Origin of the sequence: Stenotrophomonas sp. GD04024 (assembly GCF_029837545.1) — a bacterium.
GTDB lineage: Bacteria > Pseudomonadota > Gammaproteobacteria > Xanthomonadales > Xanthomonadaceae > Stenotrophomonas > Stenotrophomonas forensis.
This window is the reverse complement of sequence record NZ_JAOEDV010000016.1, coordinates 26,098-51,042: the sequence shown is the minus strand read 5'-3', so window position 1 is coordinate 51,042 and position 24,945 is coordinate 26,098. Positions and strand designations below refer to the sequence as shown.

Genomic DNA, 24,945 nt, shown 5'->3' with positions numbered 1-24,945 from the left:
GGGCGCCTGCTCAGTACCGCGCGTCCTTGGGTTTCGGGTCGCGCGGCCAGTCCTTGCTCTTGTTGGCAAAGTCCGGCCGCGGCTGGTTGATGAAGTAGCTGGCGATGTCCACCGCGTCCTGGTCTGGCATCACCTGCTGCCCCAGCGGCGGCTCGCGGGTTACCGCCGGTGGCATGTTGTGCTTGACGAAGCCGGCGGCCTTGTACAGCCGGGCCATGCCAGCGCCGATGTTGAAGCTGTGCTCACCCCACAGCGGCGGGAAGGCGATGTCACCGCTGGCATCACGCCGGCCTTCGCCGTTGTCGCCATGGCAGGCCGCACACTGGGCGGCGTACAGCGCCTGGCCGCGGATGGGGTCCGGGGTCAGCGTGCTGTCGATCGGCCCTTCACTGGGCGCAGACACGCGGGCGCCCTCGGGCACCGGACTGCTCAGCCATGCCATGTAGTCGAGCATCGCGCGCATCTGCGGCGCGTTTTTCGGTAGCGGCTTGCCGTTCATCGAACGCTGCAGGCAGCCGTTGATGCGCTCGGTCAGCCCGATCACCTTGCCCGGGCGCGGCATGTAGCGCGGATAGGCACCGCCACCGGTATTGAAGTAGTGGTTGCCGAAGGGCCGCTTGCCCTCGGCCATGTGGCACGAGTTGCAGTTCAGATCGTTGCCGACATTGTCCGGCAGCAGCCGCGCGGTCTCATTGAGAAGGCGGCGTCCGAGCATCACCGACTCGGCGTTGCCGAGCGCGGCGATCTCTTCGGCGCTGGGCGGCTGGTAATGCCCCACGACCTTGCCCTGTGCATCGAGCATGTCGATCGTGCTGGCCGCGGCGGCATCCAGGTCCGGGTAGAGATGGTGATAGGCAAGGGTGCCGGCACCGGCCAGCACCAGGGCGGCGATCGCACTGCCGAACAGCAGGCGGGAATGCTTGCGCGAGTGCTTCATCGTGCGGCCTCCTGCGGAACGTAGTGCACCGGCTTGTCGCGCACCACCCGGCGCATCCGCGCCACGTCGACCTCGCTGACTGCGCTGGCCTGGTTGCCCCAGCTGCTGCGGATGAAGGTCAGGATCTGTGCCAGTTGCGCGTTCGGCAGCTGCTCGAAGCCCGGCATGGTGAATGCCATGCGGTCGTGCGGGGTGTGCGGCGTGCGGCCGCCGATCAGGGTCACCTGCACCAGCGAGCTCGGATCATCGGCGAATACGATCGAGTTGCCGGCCAGCGCCGGGTATACGCGCGGCATGCCGCGGCCATCGGCGCGGTGGCAGGCCTGGCAGTGCTCGGCATAGGCCAGCGAGCCGGCCACGCGGTAGTCGCCATTGCGCAGCGCTGCGGTAGTGGTGTCGGTACCGGCCGACCACTGCGCGCTGCGGCCCTCGCGCGCCGGCAGCTGTTTCAGATAGCGCGCCGTCGCCAGCAGGTCGGCGTCGGACAGGTACTGCGTGCTGTGTTCGACCACGTCGGCCATGCCGCCGAAGGCCGCCGAGCGATCTGTGCGGCCGGTGCGCAGGAAGTCGACGATCTCACCTTCGCTCCAGCTGGCCAGGCCGGTCGACTCGTTGCGCAGGTTCTTCGCATACCAGCCTTCCAGCACCGAGCCGGACAGGAACTGGCGGCTGCCATCGTCGGCCATCGCCTTTTCCTGGAACGCCAGGCCGCGTGGCGTGTGGCAGGCGCCGCAGTGGGCCAGGCCTTCCACCAGTTCGGCACCGCGCTGCTGGCCGGCATCCAGCGACGGGTCCGGGTTGAAACTGCGCGGGCGCGCGAACAGCAGCTGCCACCACGCCAGCGGCCAGCGCATGTTGGCCGGCCACGGAATCGTGCTGTCGGCGTTGTCCTGCCTCACCGGCTGCACCGAGCCCATAAAATAGGCGTACAGCGCCTTGATCTCGGCGTCGCTGGCGATCACGTACGAGGCATACGGCATCGCCGGATACAGCGGCTGGCCATCGTGGCGGACGCCGCGGCGGACCGCACGCTCGAAGTCGGCATAGTCGTAGGCGCCGATGCCGGTATCCGGATCCGGCGTGATGTTGGTCGAGTAGATCGTGCCCATCGGCGTTTGCATGCCGAGGCCACCGGCGAACGGCTTGCCGCCCGGCGCGGTGTGGCAGGCCGCGCAGTCCGCAGCGCGCGACAGGTAGTGTCCCTGCGCGATCAGCGCCGGGTCGTGGATGTCGACCTGCGCCGTCTGTCGCGGTGCGAACCAGTAGGGCGTGGTGCGGGCGATGCCGTAGGCGGCGGCCACTGTGGCGGCCAGGGCAATGGCGAGCTTGAGCGAGGTGCGCATGGAGGCACTGTGTTCAATCCTGCGGGCGCGTTCATTGATCCGGATCAATGACTGAACGGATACAGCTTGTGCACCAAGCTGAATCGTTCCTGCGTTGTCATCAAGCCGTCATCTGTGCGCGATAGATGGAAGGGCGATTGAGGCGTTAACGTCGCAGCCTGTCTGATTTGCCCCTATGACGTGATATGAAGCGCCTGCTGCTGCTGTTGCTGGCGTGCGCCGGCCTGTGGCTGGCTGCATGCTCTTCCTCGATCAATGCCTCATCCACCTCGCTCGCCGACAGGCTGATCGCGCCAGGTGGCGTGTCGACCCTGCTCGATCGCCCGCGCATCGCCGCGGCCATCGCCGAACTGCCCAACCGCCACGGCTTCGCACCGGGCCGTGATGGCGTGCCGATCTTCTGGCGCGTGTTCGATCCGGGTGACTATGGTGCGCGCTATCACTACCTGCCGCAGCGCCACGAGAACGGCCTGCCGCTGGACACCGGACTGAGCCTGGCCGTGCCGCAGCCATTCCGTGCGCAGGCGCCGCGCGGCACCGTGGTGCTGCTGCACGGCTGGATGATGAACGGCGATTCGATGCTGCCGTGGTCGCTGCAGCTGGCCGAATCGGGCTACCGCGTGGTCACCTTGGATCTGCGCAACCACGGCCAGTCCGGTGCAGGCCCGTCCGGCTATGGTACCTATGAATCCGACGACGTTGTCGATGTGATCGGTGAACTGCGCGCGCGCGGCGAGATCACTGGACCGCTGTACCTGTTCGGAGTCTCCTACGGCGCCGCCACTGCGGTGTTCACCGCCGACAAGCTGGGTGACCAGGTGGCTGGCGTGGTGGCGATGGAGTCGTTCGCCAACGCCGGCGTGGCGATCCGCACGATGATCCCGCACCTGATGGGGTTGCAACCGGAAGGCCTGAAGGCGCAGGCGGTGGCGTCCTACGCGCGCTGGCGCTACGGCGGCCAGGACATCAACCAGGTGATCGCCGCCGCCAGCCGCCGCATCGATGTCGATCTGGATCGGGTGGACGTGGCACGCGCGCTGGCTGATACCCGCGCCTGCGTGCTGCTGCTGCACGGGCAGGGCGACCAGCATATTCCGGTCAGCCAGGGCCGCGAGCTGGCCCTGGCCAATCCGCGCGCGCACTACATCGAGATGCGTGGCGAGGACCACATCACCTTGCCGCTGCGGCTGGACCTGCTGGCCGGCGTGGTCGATGACTGGATGGCTCGTGACGAGCACCACCCGAAGAGCGCGTGCCCGGCCCCGCAGCTGCCGGCCCAGGCCGAGTGGCTGGTGCACGACGCTGCGGATATGCCGGTTAAGGCCCCGACGCGCGGTTGAACAAAAAGGGGACGGAGGGGATTAAGTCGTTTGCAGCACACCCGAGGCAGATACGACTTAATCCCCTCCGTCCCCTTTTTCTGTCAGGGCAGGCGGCGTGCCAGTGAGCGTGCGGACGCGGCCACGCCGAGCAGCAACGCGGCCACGCACAGGAAGGCGAAGCCGAGGCTGGTCACGTGCGCGAGCGCGCCGATCGCGGCCGGACCGGCGAGGATGCCGGCGTAGCCCAGCGTGGTCACCGCCGTGATTGCGATGCTCTCCGGCATCACCCGCTGCTGGCCGGCCATCGAGAACAGCGCCGGCACGATGTTGGCGCAGCCCAGCCCGACCAGGACGTAGCCGGCCAGCGCCACCGGGAACGACGCTACCAGCGTGGCCAGGCCGAAACCGGCGGCCGCGGTGATGCCACCGATGACAATCGTGCGCGTTCGCCCGAGGCGCTCGACGATGCCGTCGCCGAACAGGCGCATCGCGGTCATCGCCAGCGTGAACAATGCGAAGCCGGCTCCCGCCTGGTCGCGCGGCACCTGCCGCACTTCCGCCAGGAACACCGCGCTCCAGTCCAGCATCGAGCCCTCGGCGAGGAACACCACGAACGCCAGCACGCCGATGAACAGCACCACGCCATGCGGCAGTGCCAGCAGGGGGCCTTCATGCAGGATGCGCTGCGGTCGCCAGTGCGGCGCCGACAGGACTGCGACCAGCAGCAGGGCGGCAACCGACACCAGCGCGGCCAGCCACAGCGGCGTCCCCAGGATCAGCAGGCCGGTCATGCAGCCGGCACCGACGAAGCCGCCGATGCTGTAGAAGGCGTGGAAGCCGGACATCATCGCGCGCCCGGCATCGCGCTCGACGGCCACCGCCTGCATGTTCATCGCACAGTCCAGTGCCCCTACGCCGGCGCCGAACACGAACAGCGCCGCGCCCAGTGCCATGGGTGAAGGGGCCAGTACCAGCAGGGGCAGCGCGCACAACATCATCGCGCAGGTGATGACCATCACCCGACGGCAGCCCAGCCGCCCGGTCAGTGCGCCCGCCAATGGCATCGCCAGCAGCGAGCCCAGGCCCAGGCACAGCAGCACCGCGCCAAGGCTGGCGTCAGACAGCCCGGCCTTGGCCTTGGCGTAGGGCACCATCGGCGCCCACGCGGCGGTGGCGAATCCGGGAATGAAGAAGGCGGCACGGGTCGCGTGCTGCTGGGCAAGCGGGGATGAAGGCGTCATGCGCGGTGCGAAGCTCCAGGGGATCTCCATGGAAACGTTTTCAGGCGGGATCGGCAAGTGCCCTGCATGACATTGGACGACGCATACGATTGCAGTGACCCGAATGCGTCACCAGTGGTTAACGCCGCCCACGGACAGTGGCTGCACGGTCGGCATTCCGCCGGCCGCTGCCGGAGATCCGTTCATGAGCACGACACCGACCATCCTCCTCGTCCATGGATTCTGGGGCGGGGCCGCACACTGGGCCAAGGTGATCCTGGAACTGCATCGCAACGGCCATGACCGCGTGCAGGCGGTGGAACTGCCACTCACCTCGCTGGCCGACGATGCAGGACGCACCCAGAAGATGATCCGGCAGATCGACGGGCCGGTGCTGCTGGTCGGCCATTCCTATGGTGGCGCAGTGATCAGCCAGGCCGGCAACGAGGCCAACGTGAAGGGGCTGGTCTATATCGCGGCCTTTGCCCCGGATGCCGGCGAGAGCCCGGGCGGCATCACCCAGCAGCATCTGCCGGAGGCGGCGCCGAATCTGGCACCGGACAGCGACGGCTACCTGTGGCTGCGCGCAGACAAGTTCCATGAGAGTTTCTGCCAGGACCTGAGCGACGACGAAGGCCGGGTGATGGCAGTGACCCAGAAGGCGCCGCTGGCCAGCACCTTCGGCGATGCGGTCAGTGACCCGGCGTGGAAGCACCGGCCCAGCTGGTACCAGTTGTCCCGCCATGACCGCATGATCGCGCCGGAGAACCAGAAGGCCATGGCTGGCAGGATGCAGCCCAAGCGACTGCTGGAGCTGGATGCCAGCCATGCCTCGCTGGCCTCGCAGCCGAAGGAAGTAACCGCGCTAATTCTGGAGGCCTGCGCCGCCATCGGCGGCTGAGCCTGCCGCAGCGCGCCGCACGACAGCACATCGCACGACAGCCGGGGCGCAGGGGAGTACACTCCTGCGCCTGCGGCCACCTGGCCGAGTCCCCATTCCCTCCAGCCGTCGCCAGAGGATCCCACCCGATCGTGGAGGTCCTGTCGTGCTGTACGTGCCCGTTGTCCGTCTTCCGTCCTCATTTCTGCGTCCCCGCCTGCTACCGCAGGCGCTCGCGCAGAGCCTGCTGATCGCCGCACTGGCCAGCAGTGGCATCGCCGCCGCGCAGTCCACCGATGACGGCGACAAGGCCACGCAGACGCCCGCCTCGCAGACCTTGCAGACCGTGCAGGTCATCGCCAACCAGCTGGGTACCATCACCGAAGGCAGCGGCGCCTACACACCTGGCACCATCGCGACCGCCACCCGCCTGGTGCTGACGCCACGGCAGACACCGCAGACCATCAGCGTGATCACCCGTGCGGAGATGGATGACTTTGGCCTGCACGGTATCGATGACGTGATGCGGGTGACCCCGGGCATCAGCATCGTCACCTACGACAGCGAGCGCACCGAGTACTACGCACGTGGTTTCGCCGTGCAGAACTTCCAGTACGACGGTATTCCGATGTCGCGCGATTCGGCCTACTCCGCCGGCAACACGCTCAGCGATACCGCCATCTACGACCGCATCGAAGTGCTCAAGGGCGCCACCGGCCTGTTGACCGGCATGGGCGATCCCGGCGCGACCATCAACCTGGTGCGCAAGAAGCCGGGCAGGGAGTTCGCTGGCAGCGCCTCGCTGGGTGTCGGCCGCTGGGACGACTACCGTGCCGAGCTCGATGTCGGTGGCCCGCTGACTGCCGATGGCCGCGTACGCGGCCGCGCGGTGGGGGCATGGGAAGACAAGCATTCCAACCTCGACCACTACCAGCGCACCAGCAAGGTCGGCTACGCAGTGCTGGAAGCCGATTTGGGCGAGCGCACGCTGCTGACCGTGGGTGGCGATGCGATGGACAGCGATCCGAAGGGTTCGACGTGGGGCGGTATTCCGCTGCTGGACAGTGCCGGCAACTTCAACCGCATGCCGCGCTCGTTCAACAACGGCGCACGCTGGGCCGGCTGGCGTCAGTATGTGCGCACTGGTTTTGCCACGCTGGAGCATACGTTCTCCAACGACTGGGTGGCCAAGCTGCAGCTCAACCACCAGGTCAACGGTTACGACGCTGCGCTGGCCGGTGCCGCCGCGGGCAATCCCGATCCGTTGACCGGAGAAGGCGTCAGCCTGTGGCTCGGCAAGTACGTCGGAAAGACGGTCAGCAACGCCGCCGACTTCTATGTGAGCGGGCATTTCGGCCTGTTCGGCCGCGCGCATGAGCTGGTGATCGGCGGCAGTGCCTCGCGCAAGCGCTGGACCAATACCGGCTACGGCCCACAGGATGGTTTCCCCGATACAGTGCCGGACTATCGCCGCTGGGACGGCGACATCGCCGAGCCGCAATGGCAGCGCAGCTACGACAACAACGAAGTGACCCGTGAGAACGGCCTGTACGTGGTCGGCCGTTTTGACCTGGCCGATCCGCTGAAGGTGATCGTTGGCAGCCGCCTGGCCAGCTACCGCTCGCCGCAGACGCGCGAGACCGGCGTGTTCGTGCCGTACGCCGGCGTGGTCTACGACCTCGGCGAGCACTATTCGGTGTACGCCAGCTACAGCACCATCTTCAAGCCGCAGGGCGAGCGTGACGAGCAGGGCAAGGCGCTGGATCCGCTGGAAGGCCGCAGCTACGAAATGGGCCTGAAGGCCGAGTTCCTCGATGGCCGCTTCAACGCCAGTGCAGCGCTGTTCCAGCTTGACCAGGACAACTTCGCCCAGCCCACCGGTGGCAAGACACCGGATGGGCAGGATGCCTATCGCGCCCTGATGGGCGTGCGGACCAAGGGCTACGAGCTGGAAATGTCGGGCCAGTTGGCCGAGGGCTGGCAGGTGCAGGGTGGGTTCTCGCACAAGATCGCGCGCCAGGCGGGCACCAAGGTGACCACGCTGGAACCGGAGAACCAGTTCAGCCTGCACTCCAGCTACCGCCTGCGCGGTGCCTGGCAGGGACTGACGCTGGGCGGTGGTGCGCGCTGGCAGGATTCGACCTTCGGCGAGATCACCAATCCGGCCACGCAGGCCAAGGTGGTGCATCGCACCCAGCCTTACTGGCTGCTCGATGCGATGGCGCGCTATGAATTCAACGATCGCCTGTCGGCCACGCTCAACGTCAACAACCTGCTCGACAAGCGTTACTACACCATCTTCAGCTGGTACAGCACCTACACCTGGGGCGAGCCGCGCAACGTGCGGCTGACCTTGAACTACAGGTTCTGACGCGGATCTACAGCAATGTGCCCGCGATGCCATCCAGCATCGCGGGCGTTGCCGTTACAGCGGCAGGTCGAACACCAGCACTTCGGCGTCGTTGCCGTTTTCCAGGGTCAGCTGCGCTTCGTCGCTGACCTGCAGCGCGTCACCGGCTTCAAGGGTGATGCCGTTCACCTGCAACTGGCCACGGGCCACCTGCACGTAGGCGCCACGACCGTTGCCGAGCGCATGGTGCAGCTTCTGGCCGCCATCGAGGATGGTGGCGAAGATGCGGGCATCCTGGTGGATGCGCAGCGAACCGTCGGCACCGTCCGGCGAAGCGATCAGGCGCAGCTGGCCGCGCTTGCTGTCCGGTGTGAAGTGGGTCTCCTCGTAGGACGGGGTGATGTTCTCCGCATCCGGGAAGATCCAGATCTGCAGGAAGTGCACGGTCTCGTCGGCCGAGTGGTTGAACTCGCTGTGGCTGACACCGCTGCCGGCGCTCATGCGCTGCACGTCGCCGTAGCGCAGCACCGAGCCGGTGCCCATCGAGTCCTTGTGCTCCAGCGCGCCGCCCAGCACGTAGGAAACGATCTCCATGTTGCTGTGGCTGTGGGTGCCGAAGCCCTGGCCGCCAATCACCTTGTCTTCGTTGATCACCCGCAGCGGGCCGAAGCTGACGTAGCGGGGGTCGTAGTAGTTGGCGAAGGAGAAGGTATGGCGCGAGGACAGCCAGCCATGCTCGGCCAGGCCACGGGTAGCGCTCTTGCGGATCTGCAGCATGATGGAATCTCCTTGTTCGATGGTTTCGATGGGGCGGGGTGGGGCGGTAGCCGCCGTGTTTCCCCGTTGGAGAGAAGTATCCGCTTGCGCCCGGGGTTTGAAAAACGGATAGTTTTGACAGCCATCATCGAAAAATTCGAATGCTCAAGCTCAGCCTCGATGCCCTGCAGATCCTGGATGCCATCGACCGCCGCGGCTCGTTTGCCGGTGCCGGCAAGGCCCTGCACAAGGTGCCCTCGACCATTTCCTACACCGTGGCCAAGCTGGAGGAAGACCTGGGCGTGCAGCTGTTCGACCGGGTCGGGCCGCGCGCCGAGCCGACCGAGGCCGGCCGCGCCCTGCTGGACGAGGGCCGGCACCTGCTGCGCGCGGCCCGGGAGCTGGAGCTGCGGGTGCGCCGGGTGGCATCGGGCTGGGAGACCGAGCTGACCCTGGCGGTGGATTCGGTGTTCCCGACCTGGCTGCTGGGCCCTGACATCGCTGCATTCCGTGAGGCCGAGGCGCCGACCCGGCTGCGGCTGATCGGCGAGGCACTGTCCGGCACCTGGGAAGCGCTGCTCGACAGACGTGCCGACCTGCTGGTGGGCGCACCGGGCGAGGGCCCCAGTGGCGGTGGGTATGTGGTCGAGCCGCTGGGCACGGTGGAGTTCGTGTTCGCGGTTGCGCCCAACCATCCCTTGGCCGCGGTGGAGGGCGTGCTGGGTCGCGAGCAACTGGTCGAGCATTGCGCGATCGCCGTTTCCGATTCGGCGCGGCGGCTGCTGCCGCGCACGGTCGGCCTGTTGATGGGGCAGGAGATGCTGACGGTGCCGGACATGGCCAGCAAGCTGAAGCTGCAATGCGAAGGCGTGGGCTTCGGTTTCCTGCCCGAGCCGTGCGCGCGCGCTGCCGTGGCACGCGGGCAGCTGGTGATCCGCGAGGTGGAGGAACACAAGCCGGAAGAGACCTTCTGGCTGGCCTGGCGCACGGGTGAGGATGGCGCGGCACTGCGCTGGTGGCGCGAGCGCCTGCGCAGGCCGGAGCTGCTGTCGCAGTGGTGGCAGGCCATGGCCAGGGGGTAGGGGTTTGGCAGGGCTGCGCCCTGCACCCCTGGTAGTGCCGGCCGCTGGCCGGCAACCTCAACAGCAAAAGCAAAAGCAGGTTTCCTGATGGATGGCGGGGTGGGTCCGGTTGCGGGAGACGCCGTAAACCCGTCCGTGGGGGCTTGGCCGCGGCATCCATGCCGCGGACACTCCCGCAACCGGACCCACCCCGCCTTCGACAGTTTCCGGCGATCTGTCGGTGCTGGTGCGGTTGGTGGGTGTCGACCTTGGTCGACACGGTAGATCCACGCCATGCGTGGATGCTGTTCGATCAATTGTCGAAATATTCGAATTCGATGGAGATTCATCCACGCATGGCGTGGATCCATCAGATCGCGGGAATCTGTCAGAGGTGGGGCGGTGTCGGAGTGCGGGGTGTCCGCGGCATGGATGCCGCAGCCAAGCCCCCAGGGATGGGTTCACGGCGTCCCCGCACTCCGACACCGCCCCGCCAACCCGCGGAATGCCAGCTTTTGCTGTTGCTGTTGCCGTTGCCGTTGCCGTTGCCTTGGCTTGGCTTGCCTTGGCTTGAAGCATCTGCAGGTGCAGGGCGCAGCCCTGCCGAAAAACACACATAAAAAAACAGCAGGCCGAGGCCTGCTGTTTCGGTGTAATGGTGCGCCCGGAGAGATTCGAACTCCCGACCGCCTGGTTCGTAGCCAGGTACTCTATCCAACTGAGCTACGGGCGCCAATTACATAAACTTGTTGTGCTGACTGTGTATGGTGCGCCCGGAGAGATTCGAACTCCCGACCGCCTGGTTCGTAGCCAGGTACTCTATCCAACTGAGCTACGGGCGCGCGGTACACAATCAACTTACTTCCAAATTTTACTGCATTTCCAGCGGCGGATGCTGGAAACCTGTCGAGTGGTGCGCCCGGAGAGATTCGAACTCCCGACCGCCTGGTTCGTAGCCAGGTACTCTATCCAACTGAGCTACGGGCGCCCTGCGACAGGAGCGGAATTATGCGGATGTCGGCGCGCACCGTCAACAGTTTTGTGAAAATTTTCACCCAACTGAATGAAAAAGCAGTCAGCCACGGCGTCCGGAGCTTTCAGCCAGGCGAAATGATCGGCACGCGTGCCCAGTTCCTGCGCGGACAGCACGCGCAGCTGCGCGTCCACATTCGGCAGCTTCGCCAGCAGCGTGCGCATCGAGCCGGCCGGCGCCAGCCAGTCGTGTTCCATCAGCACCGCCTGCGCACTGCCGTGCACCCGCGCCATCTGCGCATCGAGGTCTTCGCTCATGCCGAAGGCGGCGTAGTGGTTGTTCAGGCCGACGCGCGCCCAGTCGGCGATCAGTCCGCGTGCCTCGGTGCCACCGAAGCCGAGGCGACGGCCATGCAGCACGCCCTGGCGCTGCGCGATCCATGGCAGGAAGCGGTAGACCAACGGCAGCAGCCAGCCGCGCGGTGGGGGGAAGCCGCGCCAGAACGGCGAGCCACTGGCCGCCAGCCATAGCCGGTTGAAGTGTTGCGGAGCGCGGCCGGCATGCACGCAGGCCAGCTGTCCGCCCAGGCTGTGGCCACCGATGATCCAGGGCAGCGGGCCAGTTTCATCATCTGCGGCGGCCAGCACGGCCTGGCTGGCCGGCAGATCCTGTTCGAGTAACTCGCGATAGCCCCAGTCCTGCGTGCGTGACGGGCGCAGCGAACTGCTGCCGTTGCCGCGCCACTCATGCAGGTAGACCACCACCCCCCTGGCGGCCAGTGCCTGTGCCAGCGGCAGGTAGTGGCGCGCGGCCACGCCCAGCGCCGGCAGCCACAGCAGGCGCGCGATGGGCTGCGCAGGCACGCAGGCCATCACCTCGTAGCGATGGCCATCCTCGCACTGCACGGCAAGCGTGTCCGGCGTCAGGCTCATGCGTGCGGTGCCGCGCCGAAGTGATCGAGCACCAGCACCTCGCTGCGGCCGGGGGCGTAGCCCCTCTGCAGCCCGCGCGCGACATAGTCGATGCCGGCCTCGCAGGCATTGGCCAGGCTCAGGCCGTTGCACAGCTGCGCGGCAATGGCAGAGGCCAGCGTGCAGCCGGTGCCGTGCGCATCCAGCGGCAGGCGGGCGTGGATGAATTCTTCGCTGCTGACGCCGTCGAAGTAGCGGTCGATCACGCGGTTGCCCTCATGCAGATGGCCACCCTTGAGCAGAACGGCACCGGCACCGAGGTCGAGCAGGGCGGAGGCGGCCTGCTCGGCATCGTTACCGTTGCCGATGTTCCGCCCGACCAGCAGTTCTGCTTCCGGTGTGTTCGGGGTGATCAGCGTGGCAAGGGGAATCAGGCGCTCACGCATCGCCTGCAGGGCGCTGTCTTCCAGCAGGCGTGCGCCACTGGTGGCGACCATCACCGGGTCCAGCACCACGTGCGGTGGGCGATGGCGCTGCAGTGTGTCGGCAACGACGTTGATCACCTCGGCGTTGGCCAGCATGCCGAGCTTCACCGCGTGGATATCGAAATCATCGAAACAGGCCTCCAGCTGCGCACGCAGGAAGTCGACCGGCGGCACGTGCACGGCGGTCACGCCGCGGGTGTTCTGTGCGGTCAGCGCGGCGATCGCCGACAGGCCATGCACGCGATGTGCGGCGAACGCCTTCAGGTCGGCCTGGATTCCAGCACCACCGCCGGAGTCGGAGCCGGCGATGGTGAGGGCGGATACGGGAGTGGTCGGGCTCATCCAGCGATTGTGCCGTGGTCCCGCTGGGGAAGGTAGCTCCGCGCCATGCGTGGATGTCCTTGACTCAATGCCGCCAGCGCGCCCACTGCTGGTACAGCACATAGCCCAGCCCGGTCAGGCCGGTCAGCAGGGCGGGGGCGAGCAGGGCATCGTATTGCCAGCGCACGAACAACCAGGCGCCGAGGATGCCACCGGCGAGGAAGCCGCTGATGATCAGCCCGCTGAGGGTCAGTCGGCGAACCTGCAGCGGCAGCCCACGCAGCAGGTGCCCCAGGCCGATGCCGAGGTCGGTGAACATGCCGCTGAGGTGGGTGGTGCGCACCACTGCGCCGCTGAAGGTGGTGGCCATCGCATTCTGCAGGCCGCAGGCCATGGCGGCGGCCAGTGCGCCCCAGATCTGGTGCTGTTCGAACAGCGGAATGGCCACCAGCAGCAGCGCCGATTCCAGCGCCAGCGCAACGCCGTAATGACGCCCCAGCTGCAGGGCGCTGTCCTGGATCAACAGGCCGCTGAGCATCGCGCCCAGCGAGAAGGCGATCAGCAGGCCCCACAGATGCCCGACCGCACGCCAGTCGCCCTGGGCCAGCGCCATGCCCAGCTGGCTGGTGCTGCCGGTCATGTGGCTGACCGCCTGGTGCTCGAAACCCAGAAAACCGACCACGTTGACCATGCCGGCCACGCACGAGAGCGCAACCGCACCGATCCAGACCCAGGTGGGCAGGCGTATTCCCATCGGCAGGGCCCCTCAGGGCCCGCCGAAGCCGCCGTTGAACTGCAGCTCGCTGAAGGTGTTGCTGGCCGGGTCGAACACGGCGCCCCAGAACTGTGCACCGCCATCGCAGACGCGGATCGCTTCACGGGCCGGATTGACGCCGCTGTCGGCGGGCAGGTGGAAGGCGTTGATGTAGATCAGCCGCTTGCCGGCACTTTCGATGCCGACGTACTGGCGATCGAAGTCCAGCACCTTCGGCACCTGCGCCTCCAGCGAGGACAGCTTCGCTTCCAGCTGGTCGACCTGTTGCCGGCTGGGCGCCCAGTAGCCGCTGACCCGCCCGGCCTCGCGGCCGGGGCTGGGTCGCGAGCAGGTGTCGAGCACCTGCGCGGCGATGATCGGGCGGGTGACCACCCAGGACTGTCCGGTACGCTCGGCGGTCGGCACGCTGGCCGGGCCGCGCGTGGTGGTGCAGGCACCCAGCGCGGCTGCGAGGGCGATCGCAGCCGTGGGCAGCAGCAGTCGGGTGCAGCGGCTCACAATACCTCCGAAGCGTAGTCGGCCAGGCGCGAACGCTCGCCACGGCGCAGGGTGATGTGCGCGCTGTGCGGCCAGTTCTTGAAGCGATCCACCGCGTAGGTCAGGCCCGAGGTGGTCTCGGTCAGGTACGGGGTGTCGATCTGCTCGACGTTGCCCAGGCAGACGATCTTGGTGCCGGGGCCGGCACGGGTGATCAAGGTCTTCATCTGCTTCGGGGTGAGGTTCTGCGCCTCGTCCAGGATCAGGTAGCGCGACAGGAAGGTGCGGCCGCGCATGAAGTTCATCGAGCGGATCTTGATGCGGCTGGCGAGCAGGTCGTTGGTCGCCTGGCGGCCCCAAGTGCCGCCTTCCTGGTTGTGCGTCAGCACTTCCAGGTTGTCGGTCAGCGCGCCCATCCACGGCGTCATCTTCTCTTCCTCGGTGCCGGGCAGGAAACCGATGTCCTCGCCGACGCTGACCGTGGCGCGGGTCATGATGATCTCGCGGTAGCGCTGCTGGTCCATCGTCTGCGCCAGGCCTGCAGCCAGTGCCAGCAGGGTCTTGCCGGTGCCGGCGGTGCCGAGCAGGGTGACGAAGTCGATCTCCGGATCCATCAGCGCGTTGAGCGCGAAGTTCTGCTCGCGGTTGCGTGCGCTGATGCCCCACACGGCATGGCTGCCATGGCGGAAATCGTCGACCAGCGACAGCACCACCTTGCCGTCGCCGACCACGCGGCTGACGCGCAGCTCGACTTCATCTTCGCCGGGCAGGTAGATGTACTGGTTCGGATACCACTCTTCGCCGTCCAGTGCCTGGATTTCGTAATGGGTACGGCCCTTGTCGCTCCAGCTGCGCAGGTCTTCGCCGTGGCGCTTCCAGAAGTCTTCCGGCAGCTCGGTGGCGCCGGTGTAGAGCAGGCTGAAATCGTCCAGCGCGCGATCGTTCTCGTAGTCCTCGGACACGATGCCGGCGATCGCCGCCTTGATCCGCAGGTTGATGTCCTTGGAAACGAACACCACCGGCAGGTCCGGGGTTTCTTCCTTCAGGGCCAGGATCGCGCCGAGAATGGCGTTGTCCGGGATCACCTGGCCGAAGCTCTTCCCGGCGTCGAAATGGCTGGTCTGGAAGCGCAGCTTGCCGGCGCTCTGCTTGCCGCGCAGCTGCAGCCCATTGGGGCGCTGCAGCGGAATGCCGTCGGCCAGGTTGTCCAGGCCGGACGCCTGCACCAGCTCGTTGAGGAAGCGGCTCACCTGGCGGGCATTGCGGCTCGCTTCGGATGTGCCCTTCTTGCCGTTGTCCAGCTCCTCGATCACCTGCATGGGCAGGTAAACGTCGTGCTCCTCGAATTTGAACAGCGCGGTGGGATCGTGCATCAGCACGTTGGTATCCAGCACGTAGATGCGCTTGCCTCGGGTCATCGTCGATTCCTGGTTACGGACAGGGAAAAACCATCACGGCCTGCCGCAGGGCAGGGTGATGGCAGACACAGTAGGCAGTGGGACTCACTTGGACTGGGAGGCCTTCAGTTCGGCGAGAACGGCATCGGCATGGCCGGCAACCTTGACCTTGCGCCAGGACTGCACGATGCGGCTGTCGGGGGAAATCAGGAAGGTGCTGCGTTCGATGCCACATACCTGCTTGCCGTACATGTTCTTCATCTTGATCACGTCGAAGGCGCTGCATAGTGCTTCGTCGCCATCACTGACCAGCGGGAAGTTGAAGCCCTGCTTGGCGCAGAAGTTGTCGTGCGACTTCACCGAATCGCGGGAGACACCGAGCACGACCGCACCGGCCTTGCGGAACTTCGGCAGCAGCGCGTTGAAGTCGATGCCTTCGGTGGTGCAGCCGGGGGTGCTGTCCTTGGGATAGAAGTACAGCACCAGCCAGTGGCCGGCGTAATCGCCGAGAGTGGCCTGGTCGCCACCGGACAGGGCCAGCGGCAGGGAGAGGGTGGTGCTGTCCAGGGTGTCGCCGTTGTTCATGAGGTCCTTCTGTCGAGCCTGGGTTCTTTCTACGACAATTGCATGAAACGCCACGCGCCCGTGAGGGACGCGCGAAAAATCAGGAATTCATTCAGAACTTCATCGGGTCCATGATCGCGTCCAGGTTCAGGTGGTCGCAGAATTCAAGGAAATCGTCGCGCAGCGCGGCGATGTGCATGTTGGCCGGCACGCCGATGGTGACCTGCGCGCTGAACATTTCCGCACCGGTCTGCATGGCGCGGTAGCGCGTGCTCTGCAGGTTCTCGATGGTGATGCCCTGGCGGTCGAAGAAATCGGCCAGCTGGAACAGGATGCCCGGCTTGTCGGCGGCGATCACTTCGACGATGTACGGCAGCAGGTTGGACTGCGCCTGCTTGGCAGCGGTGCGGTACCAGACCAGCTTCAGGCCTTCCTCGCGCTCCAGCCGGGTCAGCATCGCTTCCAGCTTGGCCACCGAGTCCCAGGAGCCGGTGGCCAGGGCGGTGACCGAGACATCGCGGCCGACCGTGGCCAGGCGCGCGTCCACCAGATTGCAGCCGCTGTCGGCGATGCGGCGGGTGACGGACAGCAGGGGAGACTCCGGATGCGTCGTATAGGCGTTGATCAGGAGGTGGTTTTCGCTCGGCGCAGGGCGCGGGGTGGTGTCGGTCAAGGCGATTCCGGGTAATGCATGCGTTAGTCTGAATGCCCGCCAGAGGCGGGGATCCACCGGTGTCCAGCATACTTGCCCGTGCTTTCGCGCCGCAAGTAACATTCAGGTCGCCCCCGGCCTTTCGTGGCGGGCGTTTTCCCTTCCCAGCCAAGAGCAGCACGTCCTTGTCCCTTTCCGGCCTCATCACCGCGCTGGCGACCCCGTTCCGGGCCGACGGCGCCCTCGATCCCGACGGTTGGCAGCGCCTGCTGCATCTGCAACTGGAAGGTGGCGTCCATGGCGTTGTCGTAGCCGGCTCGACCGGCGAAGCGGCGACCCTCACCGATGCCGAGTACGACCTGCTGCTGGCCAGCGCGGTCGAGCGCATCGGCGGCCGCATCCCGGTCATGGCCGGTACCGGCCTGTCGGGTACGGCCAAAACCATCGAACAGACCCGCCGCGCCGCCGCGCTGGGTGCCAGCCATGCGCTGGTGGTGACCCCGCCGTACGTGCGGCCGACCCAGGCCGGCCTGATCGCGCACTACCGCGCGGTTGCCGACCAGGGCGGGCTGCCGGTCGTGCTGTACAACGTGCCCGGCCGCACCGGTTGCGACATGCAGCCGGAGACCGTGGCCGAACTGGCCGGCCATCCCAATATCGTCGGCATCAAGGAAGCGGTGGGCGACACCGGCCGGGTGCAGGCGCTGCTGGCGCTGCGCAGCCCGCAGTTCGCGGTGCTCAGTGGCGATGACGGCACGGCCGCACGATCGATCCAGGCCGGTATCGACGGCCTGGTTTCGGTCGGTTCCAACGTGCTGCCCGGCGCCTATCGCCGCATGTGCGAGCTGGCCGCCGCCCATGACCACGAAGCCACCGGGTCGTGGGATGCGCGCCTGCAGCCATTCCACGACTTCTGCGGTGTCGAGCCGAACCCGATTCCGGTCAAGGCGCTGCTGCGCCGCATCGGCATCGGCCACGACCTGCGCCTGCCGCTGCTGCCGCTGTCGGCGGCGCATCATGCGGCTGCCGACCATCTTGCCGGCGACATCGCCGCCCTCGAAGCCCTTTCCAGCCACTGACCTTCCGTCTTGGTCTGACCCAGGAGATTCACATGCGTCAATCCGTTTCCACCGTCCGCGTGCTGTCCTACGCCCTGCTTGCTGTAGCTGTCGCGGCCGGCACCACCGGTTGCTTCAAGCGTGGCGTCAAGGGCGACTACGCCCTGGCCCCGGAAATGCGTCCGCTGGAAGTGCCGCCGGACCTGAACCTGCCCAACGCCACCTCCGACAACAAGGTGCCGACGCTGGCTTCGGCGACCAAGCCGGCGGCGCCGGTGGCTGCGGCCCCGGCCGTGGGCAACACCGGTTTCACCATCGCCGGCGGCAAGGACGAGGCTTTCGCCAAGGTCGGCACCGCGCTGGAAGGCGTGGAAGGCGTGACCATCGCCAGCCGCGCGCAGCTGCTGGGCTCGTACGACGTGGCCTACGAAGGCAGCAACTTCCTGGTCCGCGTGGTTGCGGTCGATGCTGGCGCCTACATCTCCGCGGTCGACCCGCGTGGCCTGCCGGCCACTGCCGAAGCGCCGGTCAAGCTGATTGCCGCACTGAAGGCGAAGCTGGCCCAGTAAGAGCCGGTCGGGTGGGTGTGGGCCCAGGTCCGCACGTGCCCGGGTAGAGGCCGACCTTGGTCGGCGCTTCTGTGCCAACCAAGGTTGGCACCTACCGGATCACGCGGTTGGCACCTGCCGAGAACGAAAAAGGGCGCCCGTGGCGCCCTTTTTCGTTGCCGCAGCGGGCGCTTCTCAGCGCTCCAGCAGCTTCAGCTTGTCCGGCTTGCCGTCCCATTCGCCGGCGTCGGCGGGCGGGTCCTTGCGCACGGTCAGCACCGGCCACTCCTTTGCCAGTTCGGCATTGAGGGCGACGAAGCCTTCCTGCCCGGCGGGGACATCGTCCTCCGGGAAGATCGCGTTGACCGGGCACTCCGGCTCGCAGAGGGTGCAGTCGATGCACTCATCCGGGTCGATCACCAGGAAGTTCGGGCCTTCGTGGAAGCAATCCACGGGGCACACTTCCACGCAATCGGTGTGTTTGCACTTGATGCAGTTTTCGGTGACGACAAAGGGCATGGGCTGGGGGTGGATCGATTCCTGAACCTGACAATTCTAGAACAGGTTGGCCCCCGGTGTCGGCGCGGGGCGGAAAACGGGCGTCTGGCAGGCGCGACCACTGCGCCCATTGGCGGCACGGCCAGGCCTGTGCGACGCTGCGGGCCATCGGCCGCAGGGGTGGCCGAATTCCCTTTCCAGCAGGATCGTCCATGTCCCAAACCCAGACCGGCACCGCCCCGCACGGCGGTGAGAACACCGCGTTCATCGTCCTGATCAGTTGCGTGGCCACCCTCGGTGGATTCCTGTTCGGTTTCGACAGTGGTGTCATCAATGGCACGGTCGATGGCCTGCGCCAGGCCTTCAACTCCAGCGAAGCGGCACTGGGTTTCGAAGTTGCTTCGATGCTGCTGGGCTGCGCGATCGGCGCCTTCCTGGCCGGCTGGCTGGGGGATCGCCTGGGGCGCCGCGGCGTACTGATCGTCTCGGCATTGATGTTCCTGGTCTCGGCGCTGGGCGCCGGCGCCGCCCATGCCTCCTGGCTGTTCATCGCCGCGCGCGTGCTCGGCGGCTTCGCCGTAGGCGCGGCCAGCGTGATGTCACCAGCCTACATCGCCGAAGTGGCCTCGGCGCGCTATCGCGGTCGCCTGGCCACGGTGCAGCAGATGGCCATCATCTGTGGTCTGTTCGCGGCCTTTCTCAGCAACTACCTGCTGGCCCGCGCAGCGGGAGCGTCAACCGAGCCGCTGTGGCTGGGCCACGAAGCCTGGCGCTGGATGTTCTGGATGCAGGCGTTGCCGTCGGCGCTGTTCCTGCTGCTGTTGCTGGTGATTCCGGAAAGCCCGCGCTTCCTGGTGCTGAAGGGGCGGCAGGCGCAGGCGAGGGCGGTGCTGTCGCGGCTGTACGGCGACGGCGCGGCGGCGGCCAAGCAGGCCGAGATCGAAGCCAGCCTGGCGCAGGATCAGCACAAGCCGCGTTTCAGTGATCTGCTCGACAGGGCCACCGGCCGGCTGCGCCCGATCCTCTGGGTCGGCATCGGTCTGGCCATGTTCCAGCAGCTGGTCGGCATCAACGTGGTGTTCTACTACGGGGCAGTGCTGTGGCAGGCGGTCGGTTTCTCGGAAAGCGATGCGCTGCTGATCAACGTGCTGTCGGGTGCACTGAGCATCGGGGCCTGCCTGCTGACCGTGCTGCTGATCGACCGCATCGGCCGCAAGCCGCTGCTGTGGGTCGGTTCAGTCGGTATGTCGGTGGCGCTGGTGCTGATGGTGGTGGCCTTTGCCAGTGGCAGCCTGGCCGAGGGCCGCCTGCAGCTGTCCGATGGCATGGGCCGGCTCGCGTTGGTCGCGGCCAACGTCTACGTGGTGTTCTTCAACATGTCCTGGGGCCCGGTGATGTGGGTGATGCTGGGCGAGATGTTCCCGAACCAGATCCGCGGCCCGGCACTGGCGGTGGCCGGCGCGGCGCAGTGGACCTCGAACTTCGCGATCACCGTGACCTTCCCGATGCTGCTGGCCGGTATCGGCCTGGCCGGGGCCTACGGCATCTATACGGTCGCAGCGATCCTCTCGATCTTCTTCGTCGTCCGCCATGTTCGCGAGACCAAGGGCAAGGAACTGGAGCAGATGGAAGGCTGACGGCGACTGGCTTCGGTTGCGTTCCGTTGGCGCCTGCTTGTCCAGAGTGTGAGGGGGCAGGCCGCCCTCTCCAGGACACGCAAGAGCCCATCCATGGTGCTCGATGGCGCCATCCATGGCGCCAACGGTCCTGGAGAGGGCGGCCTGCCCCCTCCTGACAGTTTCATGGTGCGTGCGGATGGGGCGAAGCGCTGGTCGGTTGTTGCCGCAGTTCGCGGGAAACCGTCCAGAGTCGGTGGGGTCACCCAGGGCAGGACCGTTGGCGCCATGGGTTCGGCGCATGCGCCGGACGGGCTGGGCAGGACGCCCAGCCCCGGTCTTGCCGAGTGCGCAGGATGGCGCACTCGAGCAAGGCGCCATCGAGCACCATGGATGGGCTTTTGCGTGTCCAGAAAAGGGTGGCCCGCCCCCTCCCGCGCAGGAACAGGGAGGCGCCAACGCGACCAACCCGACCACAACCATCGGCAATCCCGGAAAACAGAAAAGCCCGCACGAGGCGGGCTTTTTCGGTTCCTGCTGCGGCGACTGGCGCTCCCTAGGGGACTCGAACCCCTGTTTTAGCCTTGAGAGGGCCACGTCCTAACCACTAGACGAAGGGAGCGTAACTGTGTCGCTGCCGAGGCAGGAGCGCTAGTATATGCACCTCGATGCCATTGGGCAATCCCGAAACTTCAACCGGAAGCGCCAACATCATTTCCTCTGCTACATCACCGTTCAGCCTGCGCGTCATCCCGCGCGACCAGCACACGATCTCCCGCAAGGACATCAGCCCGAACGCCCTGCGCGTGCTTTATCGCCTGCGCGATGCCGGCTTCGGCGCCTATCTTGTCGGCGGCGCGGTGCGTGACCTGCTGGTCAATGGCCAACCCAAGGATTTCGACGTGGCCACCGACGCCACGCCCGAACAGGTCAAGCAGCTGTTCCGCAACTGCCGCCTGATCGGCCGCCGCTTCCGCCTGGCCCACGTGGTATTCGGCCGCGAGATCATCGAAGTCGCCACCTTCCGTGCCAACAGCGATGACGGCAGCGGCGACCGCGAGATGGAAAACGGCATGCTCGTGCGCGACAACGTGTACGGCACCATCGAAGACGACGCCGTCCGCCGCGACTTCACCTGCAACGCCCTGTATTACGCCATCGAGGACTTCTCGGTGCGTGACTACACCGGCGGCTTTGAAGACGTGCAGGCGCGCTTGATGAAACTGATCGGCGACCCCGAGCAGCGCTACCGCGAGGACCCGGTACGCATGCTGCGCGCGGTGCGCCTGGCGGCCAAGCTCGGTTTCCAGATCGAAGAGGGCACCGCCGCGCCGATTCCGCATCTGGCTGGCCTGCTCAACGAAGCCGCGCCGGCGCGCCTGTTCGAGGAAGTGCTCAAGCTGTTCCTGTCCGGGCATGGCGTGGCCAGCTTCGAAGGCCTGGAGCGCTACGGCCTGCTGGATGTGCTGTTCCCGGAAAGTGCCAAGGCGCTCAAGTCCAACCGCACCGGCGCGCTGCGCCGCATGCTGGTCGAGGGCCTGGCCAACACCGATGCGCGCGTTGCCAATGACGAGCCGGTCTCGCCGGCGTTCCTGTTCGCGCTGCTGCTGTGGCCGGCCTACTGCCGCGCGCAGGCGACCCTGCTCAAGCAGGGCGTGGCACCGGAAGAGGCACAGCGGCGTGCCGCCGACCGTGTGACCGTGCAGCAGCTGAGCACCATCGCGCTGCCGCGCCGCTTCTCGCTGCCGATGCAGGAGATCTGGCTGCTGCAGTCGCGTTTCGGCTCGCGCCAGCGCAAGCGCGTGTTCCGCACCCTGACCCATCCGCGCTTCCGTGCTGCGTTCGATTTCCTCAGCCTGCGCCAGGTGGCTTCGGCCGAGCACGCCGCCGATGTCGAGTTCTGGCGCGAGGCGCAGGCGCAGTCCGGGCGCGAACTGGAGTCGTCGTTGGATGCGATGCACAGCGAAGAGGGAGATGACGAAAGCGGAGCACCGCGCAAGCGTCGCCGCCGTCGTCGTCGCCCGGGTGCCCCGGCCGGTGCGGCGGGCGAGTAAGCGATGACCCTTGCCTGGATCGGCCTCGGCGCCAACCTCGGCGACGCGGCTGAGACCGTCGGCACGGCAATTGCCGCGCTGGACGGGCTGCCCGGGACCCGCCTGCAGCAGGCCTCGCGCCTGTATGCCACGCCGGCCTGGGGCAACCAGGACCAGCCGCCGTTCGTCAATGCGGTGGCCGCGGTCGATACCGCGCTGCCAGCCGATGAGCTGCTGCAGGCGATGCTGGCACTGGAGCAGCGCTTCGGCCGCGTCCGTGATCCGGCGGTGCACTGGGGCCCGCGCGCGCTGGACCTGGACCTGCTGCTGTACGGCGCGCAGGAACTCGACCAGCCCGGGCTGCAGGTGCCGCACCCGTACCTGCACGAGCGTGCCTTCGTATTGGTGCCACTGGCCGAAATCGCACCGGATCTGGCCATTCCCGGCCATGGACGCGTGCGGGATGCAGTGATGCGGGTGGATGCCTGCGGGATCGCGCCGATAGAGTGATAATGCCCGGGTTATCTCCCCCGGTTATCAGCACATGAGCACCCACGCAGACAGCAAGCCCTGGACCGTTCCCGCCCTGGCCGAGGCCAAGCGCAATGGCCAGAAGCTGGTCATGTTGACCGCCTACGACGCCGGCTTTGCCCGCACTTTTGACGCAAACGGCGTTGACCTGATCCTGATCGGCGATTCGCTGGGGATGGTCGTGCAGGGCCATGATTCGACCCTGCCGGTGACCGTGGCCGACATGGTCTACCACACCCGCGCCGTGGCCCGCGTACTGCAGCGTGCGCTGCTGGTGGCCGACCTGCCGTTTGGCGCCGACGCTACGCCCGAACGCGCGCTGGATGCCTCGCTGCAGCTGCTGCAGGCCGGTGCCGAGATGGTCAAGATCGAAGGTGCCGGCTTCAAGGTCGACATCATCCGCTATCTGGTCGAGCGCGAGATCCCGGTCTGCGCGCATCTGGGCCTGACCCCGCAGTCGGTGCTGCGCCTGGGTGGCTTCAAGATCCAGGGCCGTGGCGATGCCGCGCGCCAGCTGGTGGAAGATGCCAGGGCCGTGGCCGCCGCAGGTGCCAGCATCATGGTGCTCGAATGCGTGCCGACCCCGGTCGCTGCCGAAGTCACGGCGGCGGTGGACGTGCCGACCATCGGCATCGGCGCCGGCCCGCAGTGCGATGGCCAGGTGCTGGTGCTGCATGATTTCCTCGGCCTGGACAGCGGTCATCGCCGCCCGAAGTTCGTCAAGGATTTCCTTGCCGAAGGCGGTTCGGTGGCCGGTGCCACCCGCGCCTATGCCGACGCCGTGCGCGACGGCAGCTTCCCTGACGAACAGCACGCCTACGCCCAATGATCCAGACCTTCAACGAGCTCGGCGCACTGCGCGAGCAGATCGGCCAGTGGAAGCGCGAAGGCCTGCGCGTGGCATTGGTGCCGACCATGGGCAACCTGCATGGCGGCCATCATTCGCTGGTGACCCTGGCGCGCCAGTACGCCGACAAGGTGGTGGCGAGCATCTTCGTCAACCCGACCCAGTTCGGACCCAATGAAGACTTCAGTCGCTACCCGCGTACGCCCGAGGCCGATGTGGCCGGGCTGGAGCAGGTCGGCTGCGATGCCGTGTGGCTGCCCAGCGTGGAGGCGATGTACCCGCTGGGCGTGGACAAGACCACGCAGATGCACGCCCCGGGCGTGAGCGAAGTGCTGGAGGGCGCCAGCCGCCCGGGCCACTTCGACGGCGTGTGCACGGTGGTGGCGCGCCTGTTCCTGCAGGTGCAGCCGGATGTGGCGGTGTTCGGCCGCAAGGACTACCAGCAGCTGGCCGTGATCAGGCAGATGGTGGCCGAGTTGTCGTTCCCGATCCAGATCGTCGGTGCGGAGATCGTGCGCGACGAGGATGGCCTGGCCAAGAGTTCGCGCAACCAGTACCTGAGCGCCGAACAGCGTCCGGTCGCGATTGCCCTTCACCGCACCCTGCTGGGCATGCGCGAAGGCTATGTGGCTGGCCAGTCGCGCACGCAGATCGAGGCCGATGCGACGGCCGCGCTGCAGGCGGCCGGTTTCCAGGTCGACTACGCGGTGCTGCGCACCCCGGAGCTGGCCGAGCCGACTTTCGACGGCGGTGGCCGCGTGGCGCTGATTGCCGCGCGCCTGGGCAGTACCCGGCTGATCGACAACCTGGAATTCTGAGCCGCATGCGGCTCCGGGGCGCCCGCAACGGGCGCCTCCCACCTTCCCACGGATGGGAGACAGGACATGAAGACCCCTGCCACTGACACCGGCCGCCTTGCCCAGGCCTCGATCCTGGCGGTGCTGGCTGCCGGCATGCTGCCGGCCCAGCTGGTGGGCGGCCTGTTGTTCGCACTCGAATTCAGGCGCACACCGCTACCGGCGCTCAACGGCGGCGGACTGATGTTCGTGCTGGCCGCCTGCGGTGCCATTGCCGTGCTGCTGCCGATGGCGCTGTTCCAGCAGTCTCAGCATCGCCTGCGCCGGGGCCGCTTCGTGTGGGTCGGCTTCGGGCTGGCGGCGCTGGTCATGGCCATCTGTACCTGGCCGGGTGAGGACAGCGGTCCGCTGCTGCAGCGCCTGTGTTACGTCGACACCTTCGATGTGGTTGGCTATGGCCTGCTGGTGCTGGCTGCAGAGGGCTTCGGCGGGGTCGCCGGGCTGGTCTTCCACACCGTGTTCCGCCTGTCCACGGGCGGCACCGCCAGTGCGCGATCCCGGCAGCCCCGCCGGGCGAGGACGCCTGAACGGCC

23 protein-coding genes, 4 tRNA genes and 1 pseudogene are annotated in these 24,945 nt (G+C 67.0%); 12 read left to right on the top strand and 16 right to left on the bottom strand.

Features of this window, described 5'->3' with window-relative positions; genetic code table 11:
• Positions 1–10: 10 nt before the first annotated feature.
• On the bottom strand, positions 11–937 hold the full coding sequence (locus N7590_RS07760; RefSeq protein ID WP_164242193.1) for a c-type cytochrome: 927 nt from the start codon (positions 935–937) through the stop codon (positions 11–13).
• Entirely contained in the window at positions 934–2,280 is a 1,347-nt protein-coding gene (locus N7590_RS07755) for a cytochrome c (protein ID WP_164242195.1), read from the bottom strand. The genes N7590_RS07760 and N7590_RS07755 overlap by 4 nt, the downstream gene beginning before the upstream one ends.
• A gap of 185 nt (positions 2,281–2,465) precedes the next feature.
• On the opposite strand from N7590_RS07755, the gene N7590_RS07750 reads away from it, so the two are divergent.
• Positions 2,466–3,620, top strand: coding sequence for an alpha/beta fold hydrolase (locus tag N7590_RS07750; protein WP_164242197.1), 1,155 nt, complete (start codon positions 2,466–2,468; stop codon positions 3,618–3,620).
• Positions 3,621–3,703: 83 nt separating this feature from the next.
• On the opposite strand, the gene N7590_RS07745 is transcribed toward N7590_RS07750, so the two are convergent.
• Complete coding sequence (locus tag N7590_RS07745; RefSeq protein WP_053510138.1) at positions 3,704–4,843, bottom strand: MFS transporter; 1,140 nt, start codon at positions 4,841–4,843, stop codon at positions 3,704–3,706.
• A gap of 184 nt (positions 4,844–5,027) precedes the next feature.
• On the opposite strand from N7590_RS07745, the gene N7590_RS07740 reads away from it, so the two are divergent.
• Together N7590_RS07740 and N7590_RS07735 are read left to right on the top strand one after the other, a co-directional pair.
• On the top strand, positions 5,028–5,723 hold the full coding sequence (locus N7590_RS07740) for an alpha/beta hydrolase (RefSeq protein WP_053510112.1): 696 nt from the start codon (positions 5,028–5,030) through the stop codon (positions 5,721–5,723).
• Positions 5,724–5,868: 145 nt separating this feature from the next.
• On the top strand, positions 5,869–8,073 hold the full coding sequence (locus N7590_RS07735; RefSeq protein ID WP_164242199.1) for a TonB-dependent siderophore receptor: 2,205 nt from the start codon (positions 5,869–5,871) through the stop codon (positions 8,071–8,073).
• A gap of 54 nt (positions 8,074–8,127) precedes the next feature.
• On the opposite strand, the gene N7590_RS07730 is transcribed toward N7590_RS07735, so the two are convergent.
• A complete protein-coding gene (locus N7590_RS07730) occupies positions 8,128–8,829 on the bottom strand; it encodes a pirin family protein (RefSeq protein ID WP_049457850.1) in 702 nt (233 codons plus the stop codon).
• A 140-nt stretch (positions 8,830–8,969) separates the two neighbouring features.
• Here N7590_RS07730 and N7590_RS07725 point away from each other — a divergent pair, with 140 nt between their 5' ends.
• Positions 8,970–9,890: a LysR family transcriptional regulator gene (locus N7590_RS07725; RefSeq protein ID WP_053449370.1), complete on the top strand. Its 921-nt coding sequence runs from the start codon at positions 8,970–8,972 to the stop codon at positions 9,888–9,890.
• A gap of 635 nt (positions 9,891–10,525) precedes the next feature.
• Here N7590_RS07725 and N7590_RS07720 read toward each other — a convergent pair.
• The 10 genes from N7590_RS07720 to N7590_RS07675 all read right to left on the bottom strand — a co-directional run bounded on the left by N7590_RS07720 (position 10,526) and on the right by N7590_RS07675 (position 16,445).
• Positions 10,526–10,602: transfer RNA gene (locus N7590_RS07720), tRNA-Arg, on the bottom strand.
• A gap of 32 nt (positions 10,603–10,634) precedes the next feature.
• A tRNA-Arg gene (locus N7590_RS07715) sits at positions 10,635–10,711 on the bottom strand.
• Positions 10,712–10,780: 69 nt separating this feature from the next.
• Positions 10,781–10,857 (bottom strand) — tRNA-Arg (locus N7590_RS07710).
• The gene (locus N7590_RS07705; protein ID WP_164241894.1) at positions 10,848–11,774 is read right to left on the bottom strand and encodes an alpha/beta fold hydrolase; all 927 of its coding nucleotides are present in this window, start codon (positions 11,772–11,774) and stop codon (positions 10,848–10,850) included. The genes N7590_RS07710 and N7590_RS07705 overlap by 10 nt, the downstream gene beginning before the upstream one ends.
• Positions 11,771–12,580 carry a bifunctional hydroxymethylpyrimidine kinase/phosphomethylpyrimidine kinase gene (gene thiD / locus N7590_RS07700; RefSeq protein ID WP_008264936.1) on the bottom strand — a complete coding sequence of 270 codons (810 nt, stop codon included), beginning with the start codon at positions 12,578–12,580 and terminating at the stop codon, positions 11,771–11,773. The genes N7590_RS07705 and thiD overlap by 4 nt, the downstream gene beginning before the upstream one ends.
• A gap of 64 nt (positions 12,581–12,644) precedes the next feature.
• Positions 12,645–13,313 carry a YoaK family protein gene (locus N7590_RS07695; protein WP_164241893.1) on the bottom strand — a complete coding sequence of 223 codons (669 nt, stop codon included), beginning with the start codon at positions 13,311–13,313 and terminating at the stop codon, positions 12,645–12,647.
• Between the two features lie 12 nt (positions 13,314–13,325).
• Positions 13,326–13,832: a hypothetical protein gene (locus tag N7590_RS07690; RefSeq protein WP_164241892.1), complete on the bottom strand. Its 507-nt coding sequence runs from the start codon at positions 13,830–13,832 to the stop codon at positions 13,326–13,328.
• Positions 13,829–15,229, bottom strand: coding sequence for a PhoH family protein (locus N7590_RS07685; protein ID WP_164241891.1), 1,401 nt, complete (start codon positions 15,227–15,229; stop codon positions 13,829–13,831). Before N7590_RS07685 ends, N7590_RS07690 begins: the two co-directional genes overlap by 4 nt.
• 84 nt (positions 15,230–15,313) lie before the next feature.
• A complete protein-coding gene (locus tag N7590_RS07680) occupies positions 15,314–15,793 on the bottom strand; it encodes a peroxiredoxin (protein WP_164241890.1) in 480 nt (159 codons plus the stop codon).
• Between the two features lie 91 nt (positions 15,794–15,884).
• Positions 15,885–16,445: a glycine cleavage system protein R gene (locus tag N7590_RS07675; RefSeq protein WP_005409051.1), complete on the bottom strand. Its 561-nt coding sequence runs from the start codon at positions 16,443–16,445 to the stop codon at positions 15,885–15,887.
• Positions 16,446–16,609: 164 nt separating this feature from the next.
• On the opposite strand from N7590_RS07675, the gene dapA reads away from it, so the two are divergent.
• Together dapA and N7590_RS07665 are read left to right on the top strand one after the other, a co-directional pair.
• Positions 16,610–17,503, top strand: a complete 894-nt coding sequence (dapA, locus tag N7590_RS07670; protein ID WP_133934368.1) for a 4-hydroxy-tetrahydrodipicolinate synthase — start codon at positions 16,610–16,612, stop codon at positions 17,501–17,503.
• A gap of 32 nt (positions 17,504–17,535) precedes the next feature.
• Positions 17,536–18,051: a hypothetical protein gene (locus N7590_RS07665; protein WP_006432432.1), complete on the top strand. Its 516-nt coding sequence runs from the start codon at positions 17,536–17,538 to the stop codon at positions 18,049–18,051.
• 174 nt (positions 18,052–18,225) lie between these two features.
• Here N7590_RS07665 and fdxA read toward each other — a convergent pair whose 3' ends face one another.
• Complete coding sequence (gene fdxA / locus N7590_RS07660; protein ID WP_005409054.1) at positions 18,226–18,549, bottom strand: ferredoxin FdxA; 324 nt, start codon at positions 18,547–18,549, stop codon at positions 18,226–18,228.
• A 191-nt stretch (positions 18,550–18,740) separates the two neighbouring features.
• Here fdxA and N7590_RS07655 point away from each other — a divergent pair, with 191 nt between their 5' ends.
• Positions 18,741–20,165, top strand: a complete 1,425-nt coding sequence (locus tag N7590_RS07655; RefSeq protein ID WP_164241889.1) for a sugar porter family MFS transporter — start codon at positions 18,741–18,743, stop codon at positions 20,163–20,165.
• A 526-nt stretch (positions 20,166–20,691) separates the two neighbouring features.
• Here N7590_RS07655 and N7590_RS07650 read toward each other — a convergent pair.
• Positions 20,692–20,766: transfer RNA gene (locus tag N7590_RS07650), tRNA-Glu, on the bottom strand.
• 52 nt (positions 20,767–20,818) lie between these two features.
• Here N7590_RS07650 and pcnB point away from each other — a divergent pair.
• The 5 genes and pseudogenes from pcnB (at position 20,819) to N7590_RS07625 (ending at position 24,939) form a co-directional block, all read left to right on the top strand.
• Positions 20,819–22,198 carry a polynucleotide adenylyltransferase PcnB gene (gene pcnB / locus N7590_RS07645; RefSeq protein ID WP_053511257.1) on the top strand — a complete coding sequence of 460 codons (1,380 nt, stop codon included), beginning with the start codon at positions 20,819–20,821 and terminating at the stop codon, positions 22,196–22,198.
• A 3-nt stretch (positions 22,199–22,201) separates the two neighbouring features.
• Positions 22,202–22,687 (top strand): 2-amino-4-hydroxy-6-hydroxymethyldihydropteridine diphosphokinase, encoded by a 486-nt coding sequence (gene folK, locus N7590_RS07640; protein ID WP_279935294.1) that lies wholly within the window; start codon positions 22,202–22,204, stop codon positions 22,685–22,687.
• A gap of 34 nt (positions 22,688–22,721) precedes the next feature.
• Positions 22,722–23,537, top strand: a complete 816-nt coding sequence (panB, locus tag N7590_RS07635; RefSeq protein WP_004153072.1) for a 3-methyl-2-oxobutanoate hydroxymethyltransferase — start codon at positions 22,722–22,724, stop codon at positions 23,535–23,537.
• Entirely contained in the window at positions 23,534–24,373 is an 840-nt protein-coding gene (panC, locus tag N7590_RS07630) for a pantoate--beta-alanine ligase (protein WP_164241887.1), read from the top strand. Before panB ends, panC begins: the two co-directional genes overlap by 4 nt.
• Before the next feature lie 66 nt (positions 24,374–24,439).
• Positions 24,440–24,939, top strand: a pseudogene (locus N7590_RS07625) (hypothetical protein).
• Positions 24,940–24,945 lie beyond the last annotated feature (6 nt).

Excerpts from the sequence above, each read along its gene's own strand:
- N7590_RS07760 (WP_164242193.1), bottom strand. The coding sequence starts at position 937 with ATGAAGCACTCGCGCAAGCATTCCCGCCTGCTGTTCGGCAGTGCGATC.
- N7590_RS07755 (WP_164242195.1), bottom strand. The coding sequence starts at position 2,280 with ATGCGCACCTCGCTCAAGCTCGCCATTGCCCTGGCCGCCACAGTGGCC.
- N7590_RS07750 (WP_164242197.1), top strand. The coding sequence starts at position 2,466 with ATGAAGCGCCTGCTGCTGCTGTTGCTGGCGTGCGCCGGCCTGTGGCTG.
- N7590_RS07745 (WP_053510138.1), bottom strand. The coding sequence starts at position 4,843 with ATGACGCCTTCATCCCCGCTTGCCCAGCAGCACGCGACCCGTGCCGCC.
- N7590_RS07740 (WP_053510112.1), top strand. The coding sequence starts at position 5,028 with ATGAGCACGACACCGACCATCCTCCTCGTCCATGGATTCTGGGGCGGG.
- N7590_RS07730 (WP_049457850.1), bottom strand. The coding sequence starts at position 8,829 with ATGCTGCAGATCCGCAAGAGCGCTACCCGTGGCCTGGCCGAGCATGGC.
- N7590_RS07725 (WP_053449370.1), top strand. The coding sequence starts at position 8,970 with ATGCTCAAGCTCAGCCTCGATGCCCTGCAGATCCTGGATGCCATCGAC.
- N7590_RS07705 (WP_164241894.1), bottom strand. The coding sequence starts at position 11,774 with ATGAGCCTGACGCCGGACACGCTTGCCGTGCAGTGCGAGGATGGCCAT.
- thiD (WP_008264936.1), bottom strand. The coding sequence starts at position 12,580 with ATGAGCCCGACCACTCCCGTATCCGCCCTCACCATCGCCGGCTCCGAC.
- N7590_RS07695 (WP_164241893.1), bottom strand. The coding sequence starts at position 13,313 with ATGGGAATACGCCTGCCCACCTGGGTCTGGATCGGTGCGGTTGCGCTC.
- N7590_RS07685 (WP_164241891.1), bottom strand. The coding sequence starts at position 15,229 with ATGACCCGAGGCAAGCGCATCTACGTGCTGGATACCAACGTGCTGATG.
- N7590_RS07680 (WP_164241890.1), bottom strand. The coding sequence starts at position 15,793 with ATGAACAACGGCGACACCCTGGACAGCACCACCCTCTCCCTGCCGCTG.
- N7590_RS07665 (WP_006432432.1), top strand. The coding sequence starts at position 17,536 with ATGCGTCAATCCGTTTCCACCGTCCGCGTGCTGTCCTACGCCCTGCTT.
- fdxA (WP_005409054.1), bottom strand. The coding sequence starts at position 18,549 with ATGCCCTTTGTCGTCACCGAAAACTGCATCAAGTGCAAACACACCGAT.
- N7590_RS07655 (WP_164241889.1), top strand. The coding sequence starts at position 18,741 with ATGTCCCAAACCCAGACCGGCACCGCCCCGCACGGCGGTGAGAACACC.
- folK (WP_279935294.1), top strand. The coding sequence starts at position 22,202 with ATGACCCTTGCCTGGATCGGCCTCGGCGCCAACCTCGGCGACGCGGCT.
- panB (WP_004153072.1), top strand. The coding sequence starts at position 22,722 with ATGAGCACCCACGCAGACAGCAAGCCCTGGACCGTTCCCGCCCTGGCC.
- panC (WP_164241887.1), top strand. The coding sequence starts at position 23,534 with ATGATCCAGACCTTCAACGAGCTCGGCGCACTGCGCGAGCAGATCGGC.